This window comes from Calditrichota bacterium, assembly GCA_013152715.1.
Lineage (GTDB): Bacteria > Zhuqueibacterota > Zhuqueibacteria > Thermofontimicrobiales > Thermofontimicrobiaceae > 4484-87.
On sequence record JAADFU010000002.1, the window covers coordinates 73,924 to 86,737 of the forward strand.

Here is a 12,814-nt window from a genome sequence, read left to right on the forward strand (position 1 = left end):
TGAAAAGAGTTGTGATTCAAAAAGGAGTTTGTCGCGGGATGAACTCCTTTTTTTTCATTTGATTGGTTTATTATTCGGTGATTCTGAAAAAAATGATATCAGGGCGATTGGTTGATGGAAAAAAGTGCAGCAGAGAAGTCTCTAATTTTAATACACTACAGCGAAATCGGGCTCAAAAAGGGAAATCGCGGCTATTTTGAGAAAAAATTAGCATCAAATATTAAAAAGGCGCTTAAAGACGTCGAAATTGGAGAACTAAAACGAGATTACGGGCGCTTTTTGTTGTATTTGAACCAGGATTCGCCGGTCGAATTGATTGTCGATCGTTTGAAAAAGGTGATGGGCATCGCTCATTTCAGTCTCGCCTACCCCGGTTCTGCGAATATTGATGAGCTAAAAGAGCAAATTTTTGAACGAATTAAAACCCAGGATTTTTCCACTTTTTGTGTCCGCACGCGACGCTCCGACAAACAATTTCCCATGACCTCTCCGGAAATTAATCGTATCGTCGGTACCAGGATCCATGAGGAACTGCATAAGCCGGTTGATTTGAAGAATGCGGAATTGACCTGCCACATTGAAATTTACAACAAACAATTATTTTTCTATTTTGATCGACAGCCGGGCAAACGGGGCTTGCCAGTGGGCGCCAGCGGCAGAGTCGTCAGTCTCTTGTCCGCGGGAATTGATTCCCCGGTTTCTTCGTATCTGATAATGAAACGCGGCGCGCGCGTCATTTTTGTGCATTTTCACAGCTTTCCGATGACCAACAAGGCCTCATATCACAACGCCATAAAATTGGCAGAAAATTTGACGCAATACCAATACCAGACGCTTGTCTATTTGATGCCGTTAATTCCCATTCAGGAAAAAATAATTCTCAACGCGCCGATGAAATTACGGCTCATTTTGTATCGGCGTATGATGCTGCGGCTCGCGCAAATGGTCGCCAGAAAAGAGCGCGCCGGGGCGTTAGTTACCGGAGAAAGTTTGGGTCAGGTCGCTTCCCAGACGCTGGAAAATATTGTCGCGACGTCGGAATCTGTGTCCATGCCGATATTTCGCCCGCTCATCGGCATGGACAAAGAGGAAATTATTGAATTGGCGAGAAAAATAGACACTTTTGATGTTTCCACTGAGCCCTTTGATGATTGTTGCAGCTACATGGTACCGGAAAATCCCGAGACCAAAGCCAAGCTTCGCGAAGTTCGTCACGCTGAGGAACAATTGGGCGGTTGGAAACAAATATTAGACGAAATATTCCAACAGGCGGAAGTTGTTTATTTGCAATTTCCCTGAAGGAATCACACAGTTCATTAAAATTTGAAACGCGGAGGAATCAAGTGAACAAAACGACACCCTTCATTGGTCGTCTTTCTGCAGATCAGGTTTTTCTCTCTTTCTCTCAATTTGTCTCTTCAGGAAAAGTTCAATTTTTCAAAAATTCCGGCATCGATTTTGTTCTTGGGAAACGCGAAACCGCTTTTTTGTTTGACCTGCGCGGCGAGAAGCGTCTCATCGATTGCCATTGCAACGGCGGTGTTTTCAATTTAGGGCATCGCAATCCGGAAATTATCTCTGCGCTGGAGCAAAGTCTGCGCGAACTGGACATCGGCAATCATCATCTTATCAGCGAACAGCGCGCGCTGTTGGCGGAAAAGTTAGCGCAACTCATGCCCGGCGATATTCAATACACGGTTTTTGGCGTCAGTGGCGGTGAGGCAATCGATTTGTCCATTAAAGTCGCCAGAGGCTACACACACCGCGAAAAAATTATTTCGGCCAAAGGCGGCTATCACGGGCACACCGGTTTTGCGCTGGCTGCTGGCGATGAAAAATATCGCGCTCCGTTCGGACCCATGCCGCCCGGATTCCAGCAGATTCCTTTCAATGACGTGCCGGCGCTGGAGAAAAACATCGACGAAAATACGGCGGCGGTCATTTTTGAAACCATTCCCGCGACGTTGGGCATGCCGATTCCTGACAGCGATTATTTCCAACAGGCGCGAGAAATTTGCGACAGCAAAGGCGCGCTCATGATCATGGACGAGGTCCAATCAGGTCTCGGGCGCACGGGGAAACTCTGGGCAATTGAACACTTCGACTTTGTGCCGGACATTGTCGTGATTGGCAAAGGTCTGTCCGGCGGGATTTATCCCATGTCAGCGACGTGCTTCAGGCCGGAGTTGGAGCAGGTTTTTCACGAAGATCCGTTCATTCACATTTCCACTTTCGGCGGCGCGGAAGTCGGCTGCGGCGTAGCGATGAAAGTGCTGGAGGTTTCTTCTGACAAAAATTTTCTCAATCATGTTAAAGAAATCGCGGACATTTTCAAGGTGGGGTTTGAAGATTTGAAAAAAAATCACCCGCACACCTTAGTGGGATTGCGTCAATTGGGCATGATGATGGGAATTGAATTGACCGACGCCCGCTTAGGACAAGTTTTTTCCAAAGCCGCTTTCGATCAGGGAATGCTCGCGGTTTTTGCTTACAACGATCCGCACGTGGTGCAATTTCTGCCGCCGCTCATCATCGAAGAAAATCTGGCGCGGGAAATTTTAGAAACTGTGGATCGGGCGCTTTTTCAATTAGAGAAAATGATCGCCTCAATGTGACGGAGTGACTTTAGTTTCTGATTTTGATTTCCGGTTTTCGAGTTCCGGGTATGTCGTTTTGAAGTTGACTGCTTGAAAATCGTGGATCTGCTTTTTCTGAAAATGTATCCCACATATTGATCTTTACAAAAAAATTAGAGGAAAATATGGAAATAAATGCACAATGGCTCAGTAAATTTGAGCGAGGACTGAATCTGCGCCATCTCGAAAAAAGCGCAATCCCGGCGCGAGTGCTGGGATACGGAGAAATCAGCACTGTGCTGGAAGCCAAAACAGAAGATGGCAAAACTTACGCTCTCAAGCGTATGCCGATGTTTAATTCGCCGCAGGAAGCCGAAGCTTATCAGAAACTGTACCGCGAATCCGTGTCAGTTTTTACAGAGAAAGTTGGCTTGCAGCTTGTTCCGGGAGAACTGATAATGGTGAGCCAGGATGATTCTAATCGCATCGTCGGCTACATTATTCAGGAAAAATTGCCAGCGAACTCGATTGGCAATCAAGTCATTCATCGTTTTCCCGATGATCAGGTTCTGGATTTATGTGATGCCGTCTTGCAAAAAATAAAATTGGTCTTTGGTTTCAACGAAAAAAACAAAGGAAAACTGGAAATAGGGTTTGATGCGCAAATTTCTAATTGGGCGTTTGCCGGAATTGATGAATATCAGCAAAAAGGTAAAGATGCTCCGGAAATTTTTTACTTCGACACCAGCTCTCCCCTGTTGCGTAAAAACGGGCAGGAGCAGCTCGACCCTGAACTTTTTCTGCGCAGCGCGCCATCATTTTTGGTGTGGATTATTCGATTGCTGTTTTTGAAAGACGTGCTGACTCGGTACTATGATTTGCGGCTGGTCTTGATTGATCTGGTGGCAAATTTTTACAAAGAACAACGGGCGGATCTGATTCCTGAATTGACTGGCCGTGTCAATAATTTTCTGGAAAAAGATTTTTCTGATTTGAAAATTAAACCGATCACTGAAAAAGAAGTAAAAAGCTACTATCGCGAAGACGCCTTGATTTGGCGAATTTATCTCGCGTTCCGCAAAGTTGATCGCTTTCTTCATCGATTGGTTGGGAAAAAATATCATTACATTTTGCCGGATAAAATTCAGCGTTGACCCGGGAACACTGTGGAAAAATAGAGGGAGAAAATGGAAAATACAACGCAAATTTTAATTGTGATGATCGCCTATCTCTCTTTGTTGATTTTGTGGGGCTTGTATCAGGGGCGAAAGGTGAAGAGCAACGTGGATTACGCCATTGCCGGAAGAAAATTACCCGGCTGGGCTGCCGCGCTTTCCGAGCGTGCCACAGGAGAATCTTCTTGGGCGTTGCTGGGTTTGCCCGGGGCTGCTTACGCTTCGGGGCTGGCAGAGGTCTGGACGGCCATCGGCTGCGTTGCGGGAATTATTACCGCCTGGGCGCTGCTCGCCTATCGACTTCGCGACGAAGCGGAAAAGTATGAAATCAACACCTTTACCGATTATATCGCCAAGCGCCACGGAGAAGTTGGGAATAGCATTCGCGTCGTCGGCAGTCTGGTGATTGTGTTTTTCTTTTTCTTTTACGTTGGCGCGCAATTTATCGGCGGCGGTAAGACTTTGCACACGCTTTTTCATCTTGACCCGAAATGGGGCATTTTGATCACAGCCGCGATTATTGTGCCCTACACGATTTACGGCGGTTTTCAGAGCGTGGTTTACACGGATGTGGTGCAGGCCATTGTGATGATTACAACTCTTGTGATCGGGCCTATCGTAGGAATAATTTATCTCGCTACACACAGCGACAGTGGACTTTTTGCTGCGTCGATGACCGAAGCTTTGCAGAAAGCCGGCACAAGTTACACTTCTTTGACCGGCGCCGCTTCCGGATTTGCCGCCGGAATTGTTATTGTTGGCGGATTTTCCTGGTTTTTCGGCTATCTGGGCGGACAGCCGCAATTGAGTATGCGTTTTATGGCGATCCGGGACACGGCAAATGCACGCCAGGCAAGAAATATCGGAATTGTCTGGACAGTGGTTGCTTACATCGGCGCATTGTCGCTCGGCTGGATCGGGTTGGCAATTTTCGGGCCGCACGGATTATCGGACCAGGAATATGTGATGCCGTCCGTTTTGCTGCGCCTTTTCCCGCCGGCAATTGCCGCCATTCTCATCACCGGAGCCATCGCGGCAATGATTTCCACTGCGGACTCACTGCTCATTCTTTCGGCGACCGAATTGTCGGAGAGCTTGCTTAAGCCCTGGCTTAAAAATGAAAATATTCACCGGCATTTATTCACGAGCCGATTGATCACCGCGGGCTTGGCGATCATCGCGCTAATTGCTGCGTACTTGTCGCCGACAAAATTAATTTTTACGCTCGTGGGCTACGTCTGGGCCGGCATCGGCGGAACGTTTTCCGTGGTGATTTTGCTGACGCTTTTCTGGAAAAAATTTCATGGCAAAGCAGCGCTGATCACGATAATTACCGGCATGGCATTTACGATTTTCTGGATTTCGACCGGACTGGATGCGAAAATAATTACTGCGAGAGTAATGACTTTCGTTGTCGCCGGAATGGTGGCGGTTTTGTCATCTCTTTTGCTGAAAAGTGAATGAAAAAAATCTAAGGCAAATCAAAAAAGCCCGAAAATTTTTTCAATTGGTTAGAAGTTGTTAATCACTTTTCACAAGAAAAGACGCATTTCCGGCTGTGAATGTTAATGAGCCTTTTCGTTTTTCCATTACTTCAAAAACGATAATTTCCTAACATAAGATCGAGTATCGTTAACCCTTAATTGGTAAAAATAAACACCGGTACTTACCAGATTTCCCGTATCATCTTTTCCGTCCCAGACAACCGAATGAGTTCCGCTCTGCTTCTCCTCATTCACCAAAGATCGAATTTTTTCGCCCAATACATTATAGATTGCAATTTCAACTCTTCCTGCTCGAGCAAGCTGGTAGCGGATAGTCGTTGACGAATTAAACGGATTGGGGTAATTTTGAGACAATGCAAAGTCGTTTATTGCAGAGGGAGGATTTTTTTTGATCGTCGTCGCCAGCGAATCTTTTAGGATGAGACCACTTATGGGTGGAATTTCAACATCTCCGTTGATTGTTTCGTAAGAGAGGTAGCCGTCATAAAAGCCTGCTGAATCTACAACGCCACCGCCGATAGGAATAATTTTTTGGTATTCCTTTTCCAGTGAAAAGACTTTCGAACTCGAAGCATACGGATTTACAATTACTAAGCCGTGTTCAAATTTTCGAATAAAAAGGGAGTCTTCTTGCGCGTAAAAATCTTCCGCCGCGTCACCCAACGAGAGATCATATTCGGGGTAGTACTGTACCGTTACTTGATGTGACCAGTCAGATAAAGATAAAACGACATTGGAATTGCTGACGAGCAAGTAGCTGGCAACGGAAAATATTCGTGCTTGAATGTCATCAATTAACCCCGGTTTTTTTACGACCAATACGAGATAAGAATCATCGTGATTATTTTGCATACATTGAATGGCATCCCACCATTTTTTTCCGCCTTTGTAAGAACCATTGTCGATATCATAAACAAAATCTTCCCACATGCCGCCGTCCGTGAAAGTGAGACTGGAATCCGCGCCATTGTCGGAATGAAGTCCGTTAAAAATGACTGTTTTGTCGGGCAGATAGGATTTGATGAATTGCAATGCTGCGTATCGTCCATCGCGCCAGGTGTCGGGCGAATAGTTCCAGGGCATATTTCCGTAAACTGCTGTCTCTCCGAGTTTATGGCCCGCCGAATCAATGAAAAGACCGTCGTAGTTGTAAGAATAAACTTGAGAGGAAGCGGTTACCGCATAATAATTCACCCAATGGTTCATTGCGTCGCCAGCGGTCCTGTTCACGAGGTCATTTCCGTCCATCAGCCATGAATTCCAGCGGGTTAAAATTCTTGTGGCGGGCGACAGGTTCGCGCTGTCGCTATGACAGAACATGTTTTCGTTAGAATCGATATGCGCCCAGTCGAATTGATTGAATCCTTCCCATGTGCCCTGTATCGAGCGGTAGAGGAGCAATTTGGGTTTTTGAAAAGACTGGCGGATTTCATGGCTTAAAAATGGTGTCATCACAAAATCAAAATGACTGTCGATGAATTGAATTTGATTGTCTGTTATGTTGTATGAAATTCGGATACCTTTAGAAATATTACCAGCAAAAGCGACAGTAGCAACCAATAGAATAATTGTCAAGAAAGAAAATAAGCGACTCATATTTTTCTCCGACTTTTTTGAGAAAGGCTATTTTTTTTAATTATTTTAGAAACAGCATTCTCCTCGTTTGCGAAAATTGATTTCCAGCTTTAATTTGATAAAAATAAATACCAGACGCTACTTTTTGTCCCGAATTATTTTTGCCATCCCAGATTGCGGAATGAACTCCTGCCACCTTATCTCCGTCGATCAGCGTGCAAATTTCATTGCCCAATAAATCATAAATTTTAAGAGTAACATTGCTGGACACAGGCAATTGAAAGCGGATGGTTGTTTCCGGATTGAATGGATTGGGATAATTTTGATTTAATTCAAAATGAGCGGGCAGTTTTGCAGCGTCATCATTTTGAACGCCAGTAGTCCCTTGAATTAACAAATTGACGCCGTTGCTGTAATTTCCGTTGGAGTCGTAGGTGAATGCCGTATAGTAAAGATTAGTCTCTGTGGAAACATTGTGCGTTGCTGTCGTGCCATTACCATCATAAATCAGTTCGCCCGATACCGGGCTCTCCGGATAATTTGTGGTGCCACAGCGAATGACAATGCCGCAAAAATCTGTGTCGTTCGGATTAGTCCAATTCAAAACGATGTTTGATGATCCTGTTTCGGCCCGAAGGTTTGCGATTTCGCCGGGAGGTTGCGGCATTGTCGGATAATCCTTGTCCACCGGCAGCGGCGGCGAAGCGATCAAGCCCGGAACGTCACCGGCTTCGTCGCGGACTTCGACAAAATAGGCGGTAGAGTTCGCGGGAATTTCTGCCGTGTAAACATCGCCGTTCAAAGACATCGAGTAATTGGTAAATCCGTTCCAGGAACTGACATCCAAATCGCTCTGATCCGTGGCCCAGAGAACAACTTTGTGGACTGTAGTTTCTCCGGAGATTTTCGCCGTGACAATCAGCTTACTGCCGTCAAAATAGTGATAAACCGAATCGATGTGGGTAAGCGGGCGATCCAAAAGACAGTGAGCCAGCCAGGTTGTCCAATAAGTGGCATGAAGTGGCGTTTGCGTCGTATGCGGTGCGTTGGCGAGACAACCGATGGCGTGCGAAATAGTTGCCTGTTTGTCAGCCGTGAGCATGATGTATTTGGGAGTGTATCCGGTGTCGCGATTTTTGTCGTCATCTGTGCCCTGAATAATTAACGCCTTGACGTTTTGGTCCATTTGATCCATAATCTTCAGTGATTCAAAATAGTATCGTTCCAAAACAGCGCGGTAATTGACAAACGCTTCGGGTTTTGTACCAATCGCGCCCTGAATTTCTCCGAGTAGTCGGCTGGCGCCGGTGTCGATGATGGTGCATCCGTTCGCCATAAATCCGGCAACTCTGTCTGGTGCTGCGGCGGCAACATTATAGCAGGAGTGCCCGAATTTGGAGTGGCCTGTAAATACAACTTTAAAATTGTCGTAAGAAACCTGCCAGTCTGTTTTTTGGTTGATGACTGTAATTAAGGCATCAATGGAGCGCAAGTAATGCCCCGTAGTGAAGGTATAAAACAGATATTCCGGATCACGTTTCACCACAGCCAAACTGTCATACTTTTCCATGAGATTATGGCCTTGATCCCAGGGCCAACTGCGATCGATTATCAGCACGGGCAAATCAAGTTCTGCACAGGCGCGTTCTGCTAACTCACTATCGCCAAAATTTTGGGCATAGCTGCCTTCAATCACAGCGCCGACGTTTTCTACGGCAAGGGTTTGCGGCAAAAAGACGTAATTTATCGTCGATTCCCAGTCGCTTTCCCAACCGTCAACGTCAGGAACCTGACTGGTAAAAGCAAAAGTGATTTTTCGCAACGTTTTTCCGCCGCCATAGCTTGATTGTATTGTCTGTTCCTGAACAGCGGTAATTTCTACCGGCGTACCGATTTCGCCGCCGGCTTTGATAGGGCGCTCAGCGACTAATTCAGCAACTGTCTTTTCTGGCCATGCTGCGTCAATCACATAAATGGAGACAATTTTCTTCACGGTGTATGTGCCGTCGGTTACTTCAAAAGCAACATCATAAACGTTATGCTGATTTTCCCTTGTACTGTAATCATCCGCCCAATAAGGTGCGCTGCCGGAAAAAACGCCCGTCGAAGCATTAAAAGTCGCCCAGCTCGGTACATCCAAAGCAGAGTAAACGAGTGCGTCGCCATCCGGATCTTCCGCTGAAATCGTAAATGAAACTTCATTTCCTTCGACGACAAAGATATTGGAATTCATGTATCGTTCCTCGCCGACAGGATTAAATTGGGGCGGCCCGGCAAAAGTTTGCTGGATAGCAATAAAAAATAAAAGCATGGTTGTAATTGTGAATAAGAAAATTTTGTTGGTTTTGAAAAGGTCTGTGGAAAAAGTTTTTTGAGGATTCATGATTGAGCTCCTTTTCATGGGAATTGAGGATGGTAATCGTTTACGCAAAAGGGTTGCGCCTTTTTGAGAACCAAAACTACAAATAGCAGGCCAAAATTTTTCAATAGATGTAAACCTCTGGTTTTTAAAGGCCAGAATCGTTTTAAGGAATTCAAATTTGAAAAAGTCTATTTCACTTTGTACTTGTTGGGACAATCAGGTGTACTTTTTCGTGATGTATCTTGCTTTAGAATAAACAAAAAATTTTAACTTTATTTTATTTTCAATGGGTGAGTCTACTCTAAAAACGGACTAATACTGTTTTAACTTTGTTCTGACATAATTGTGATAATTAAAGGTCGTATTGAAAACCACAAATGATAGAAAATGTCATATAGAAGCCAAAGTAATATTGGCTCAAATTTTTATTGTACACAAGAACGCCAAAGGCGGTCTTGTGTTGTAGAAAAATAAGAAAAACATGGAAATCCACAACCGAAGGGGTTGAACATTGTTGTATTATAAAAAAATATGTTGCTCGATAGCCGTGATAATTTTTTTGTTGAACTCCTTCGGTTGTGCCATATGGCAACTTGATAGTTAAGATAATAATTATTATCTTAAGACATCAGTCAGTAATCCGTAGGATTACTGAATTTGCGAAATTATTCATCAGATTTTAGCGGAGGTTGTCATATGATTAACAACAGTTCATTAACAAAATGGGATCGTCTTGAAAGCAAGAATCTCGATATACAATTTACAAATGAAATTATTCATGGTTTAAATTGTTCTCCATTTGAAGCTTCAGCTATTTTGGAAACCGTATATAAAGTTTTTGATTGTTATTTTGAAACAAATGTCACATTAAAACCCGGGCAAATACGTTTGCAACTGATGTCCATCGAAGCCAGACCTTCCCAAAAGCTCTCTGAAGCAAAACAGGTCACGGTTACGCTAACACTCAACGATGACAATGAGGATCTTGCTATTCGTAAAAAGTATGGTGTCGTTGGCTTAAGACGCCACAAGATCGAACGCGTGTGTCAAGAAGCTTTTGACCAGGGCGGTTTATTAACGGTTGAGGATTTAGCTTATCGTATTTTTAATTGTGGACAGCGGACGATCTGTCGTGATCTAGATTATTTCAGAAAACAAAACATCTTTATCCCGTTGCGCTCCACCGTTAAAGATATGGGGAGAACGATAACCCATAAACTGATGATCATTAAACTGTGGGCGCAAGGTAAAGAATACTCTGAAATTAAAAGAGACACCCATCATTGCTTACGAGCTGTGCAAAACTATATCGACAAATTTAAAAGAACAATTGCTCTTGCCAATGAAGGCTATGATGTTAATCGAATCGCATTTTTACTCCGATTGTCTTCAGCTTTAGTTGAGCAATATATTAAAATATACAACCAGATCGATTTTGCCGAACATCGTACTCAAGAATTGAACACTTTTTTAAAAAAAAGTCTAACCATCTCACCAAAGACGGAGAAAAGACAATGATCCCCACCCCTGGATATATAAAAAGATATCGCTCTGCTGAAACCCGTTTTCTATCGGGCATATTGGATAATTTCTTTAAACGCGAATTTCCTAATTTCTTTGGGCCAATTTTAAGAGAAAAATTAGTGAATGAATTGATTGATATCTTGGATAACACATTACCTTTAAAAGATCGAGTCAAACCAGGACAAATCGTCTGGAATGCTGTCGACAAGTCAACCAGACCTGATTCTAAAAAATGTAAATTTGTCCCGGTGATCTTAACACTTATTTCCGAAGAGGATATTGAAAAACTCAAAAATGGCGTCCCAATGGCCAAAATTAGAGATCACGCTTTAGCTCGGATTCTCAAGGAAGCCTACGAACAAGGCGCTTTGTTATCCATGAGAGATGTCGGCTTGTTTTCCTGGCGCCACGCTAGCTTTCTTACCACTTGTCGAAAAAAATATGAGAAAGAGCATAATACCATCTTGCCCACCACAGGATCCATTCAAGATATGGGAACTTGTATTTCTCATAAAGAATTAATTATTAAAAAAGTAGTCATTGAAAAAAAAGATCCGTTAACCGTTGCTAAAGAAACTAAGCATACCCTACGTGCGGTTGACCGATATCTAAAAAATTTTTACAGAGTACAATATTGTTTTAGAGATAATCATGATGTCGAATTTACGTCAAGAGCAACTGGCTTATCAAAAAATCTCATTAAAAACTATTTCCAAATATTAGAAGATATCGACAATAATCAAAAAAATCCTTGACTTGGTTGCCATATGGCATTAACTTCGGAGTTCAAATCGGCTCTATTTTCAACTTTCTACAAATGTGGAATCCCTTCGGGATTCAATGTTAAAATTCTCATTGTAACTGGGAACACTGCAACCACTTAACCTCTGGCACCTATCAGCTACCCAGACTCAAGTCTAAATTAGTAATGCGAATGGCTAGTAAAAATCGGACATTAGGTATTAACTTGTTGTTTTTAAAAGGTTGACGCCTTAACTCCAATACAATTTCGGAATTAAGCCGTAAGGCTTTTATTGTCTTTTGTTGCTATTTTACTTAAAAATTTTCAATTGGTCATTCATAATTTTGTTTTAAAAGCGATTGCCAAAGGAATTATTTTTTTCTGAATATAAATCTTTGAGCCCTGGCTCCTTCGAGGCTCGTATAGTTACATTATTTGTCTAATAAAAACAAATAAACACAAAAAATCAAGTGAAAATTAGACATTTCAGTAACCCTTGCGAAGGTTCGGAACCTTCGCAAAGATTTTTCATTCCTACATAACTAAACCAACGAAAATCTCCAACCCTCAAAAACTATTTGACTCTTACCAAACTTTTTTCTATATTTTAAATCGAGAATTCACAGAAGGAAAAAATTTATGGCAGAATCTGAAAATAAAATTGAAAGGCCTTCGTCACCGGAATTGGACGCGATTTTGGGGAAGCAGTTTAAATGTTTGGACAGAGGATTTGTTCGGCTAATTGACTACATGGGCTCGGACGCGGCGATCGTGCAGGCGGCGCGCGTTTCCTACGGCGAGGGGACAAAAAAAGTGCGGCAGGATCGCGGGCTCATCCGTTATCTTTTGCGGCATCAGCACACTTCACCGTTTGAGATGGTGGAGTTCAAATTTCACTGCAAAATGCCGATCTTTGTCGCCCGGCAGTGGATTCGCCATCGCACTGCAAGTGTTAACGAATATTCGCTGCGTTACTCCCAGGCGCTGGACGAATTTTACCTGCCAGAACCGCAGATGATCAGAAAACAGTCCGCCAGCAACCGTCAGGGCCGGGACGACGAGACCGTACCGCCGGAAATTCGGCGCGAAGTTCTGGAAATTCTTAAAAAACACCATTCCGAAGCCTGGGAAGATTACGAAAAATTGCAGGAAATGGGAATTGCCCGAGAGTTAGCCCGCATCCACCTGCCGATTTCTCTTTACACCGAGTGGTACTGGAAAATCAATCTCCACAATTTGCTCCATTTTCTCAAATTGCGTCTTGATTCGACCGCGCAATACGAAATCAGAGTTTATGCCGAAAAAATCGCCGACATCGTGAAAATGGCGGTGCCGATCACTTGGGAGGCGTTTGA

Annotated in this window: 9 protein-coding genes; 7 read left to right on the forward strand and 2 right to left on the reverse strand. The window is 43.6% G+C overall.

Annotation, left to right across the window (positions count from 1 at the left end):
• Positions 1 to 114: 114 nt before the first annotated feature.
• The 4 genes from thiI to GXO74_00450 all read left to right on the forward strand — a co-directional run bounded on the left by thiI (position 115) and on the right by GXO74_00450 (position 5,215).
• A complete protein-coding gene (gene thiI / locus GXO74_00435; GenBank protein ID NOZ60125.1) occupies positions 115 to 1,299 on the forward strand; it encodes a tRNA 4-thiouridine(8) synthase ThiI in 1,185 nt (394 codons plus the stop codon).
• 65 nt (positions 1,300 to 1,364) lie between these two features.
• Positions 1,365 to 2,615, forward strand: coding sequence for an aspartate aminotransferase family protein (locus GXO74_00440; protein ID NOZ60126.1), 1,251 nt, complete (start codon positions 1,365 to 1,367; stop codon positions 2,613 to 2,615).
• A gap of 146 nt (positions 2,616 to 2,761) precedes the next feature.
• Positions 2,762 to 3,730 carry a hypothetical protein gene (locus GXO74_00445; protein ID NOZ60127.1) on the forward strand — a complete coding sequence of 323 codons (969 nt, stop codon included), beginning with the start codon at positions 2,762 to 2,764 and terminating at the stop codon, positions 3,728 to 3,730.
• Between the two features lie 33 nt (positions 3,731 to 3,763).
• A complete protein-coding gene (locus tag GXO74_00450) occupies positions 3,764 to 5,215 on the forward strand; it encodes a sodium/proline symporter (GenBank protein NOZ60128.1) in 1,452 nt (483 codons plus the stop codon).
• Positions 5,216 to 5,340: 125 nt separating this feature from the next.
• Here the strand turns inward: GXO74_00450 and GXO74_00455 are convergent, their stop codons facing one another.
• Together GXO74_00455 and GXO74_00460 are read right to left on the reverse strand one after the other, a co-directional pair.
• Positions 5,341 to 6,852, reverse strand: a complete 1,512-nt coding sequence (locus tag GXO74_00455) for a T9SS type A sorting domain-containing protein (protein ID NOZ60129.1) — start codon at positions 6,850 to 6,852, stop codon at positions 5,341 to 5,343.
• A gap of 40 nt (positions 6,853 to 6,892) precedes the next feature.
• The gene (locus GXO74_00460) at positions 6,893 to 9,214 is read right to left on the reverse strand and encodes a T9SS type A sorting domain-containing protein (protein NOZ60130.1); all 2,322 of its coding nucleotides are present in this window, start codon (positions 9,212 to 9,214) and stop codon (positions 6,893 to 6,895) included.
• Between the two features lie 675 nt (positions 9,215 to 9,889).
• On the opposite strand from GXO74_00460, the gene GXO74_00465 reads away from it, so the two are divergent.
• The 3 genes from GXO74_00465 to GXO74_00475 form a co-directional block, all read left to right on the forward strand.
• On the forward strand, positions 9,890 to 10,711 hold the full coding sequence (locus tag GXO74_00465; GenBank protein ID NOZ60131.1) for a DUF1670 domain-containing protein: 822 nt from the start codon (positions 9,890 to 9,892) through the stop codon (positions 10,709 to 10,711).
• Positions 10,708 to 11,472 (forward strand): DUF1670 domain-containing protein, encoded by a 765-nt coding sequence (locus GXO74_00470; protein NOZ60132.1) that lies wholly within the window; start codon positions 10,708 to 10,710, stop codon positions 11,470 to 11,472. Before GXO74_00465 ends, GXO74_00470 begins: the two co-directional genes overlap by 4 nt.
• Before the next feature lie 626 nt (positions 11,473 to 12,098).
• On the forward strand, positions 12,099 to 12,814 hold a 716-nt coding region (locus tag GXO74_00475; protein ID NOZ60133.1), incomplete at its 3' end, for an FAD-dependent thymidylate synthase.

Coding starts and splice junctions, on each gene's coding strand:
- thiI (NOZ60125.1), top strand. CDS start 115: ATGGAAAAAAGTGCAGCAGAGAAGTCTCTAATTTTAATACACTACAGC.
- GXO74_00445 (NOZ60127.1), top strand. CDS start 2,762: ATGGAAATAAATGCACAATGGCTCAGTAAATTTGAGCGAGGACTGAAT.
- GXO74_00450 (NOZ60128.1), top strand. CDS start 3,764: ATGGAAAATACAACGCAAATTTTAATTGTGATGATCGCCTATCTCTCT.
- GXO74_00455 (NOZ60129.1), bottom strand. CDS start 6,852: ATGAGTCGCTTATTTTCTTTCTTGACAATTATTCTATTGGTTGCTACT.
- GXO74_00460 (NOZ60130.1), bottom strand. CDS start 9,214: ATGAATCCTCAAAAAACTTTTTCCACAGACCTTTTCAAAACCAACAAA.
- GXO74_00465 (NOZ60131.1), top strand. CDS start 9,890: ATGATTAACAACAGTTCATTAACAAAATGGGATCGTCTTGAAAGCAAG.
- GXO74_00470 (NOZ60132.1), top strand. CDS start 10,708: ATGATCCCCACCCCTGGATATATAAAAAGATATCGCTCTGCTGAAACC.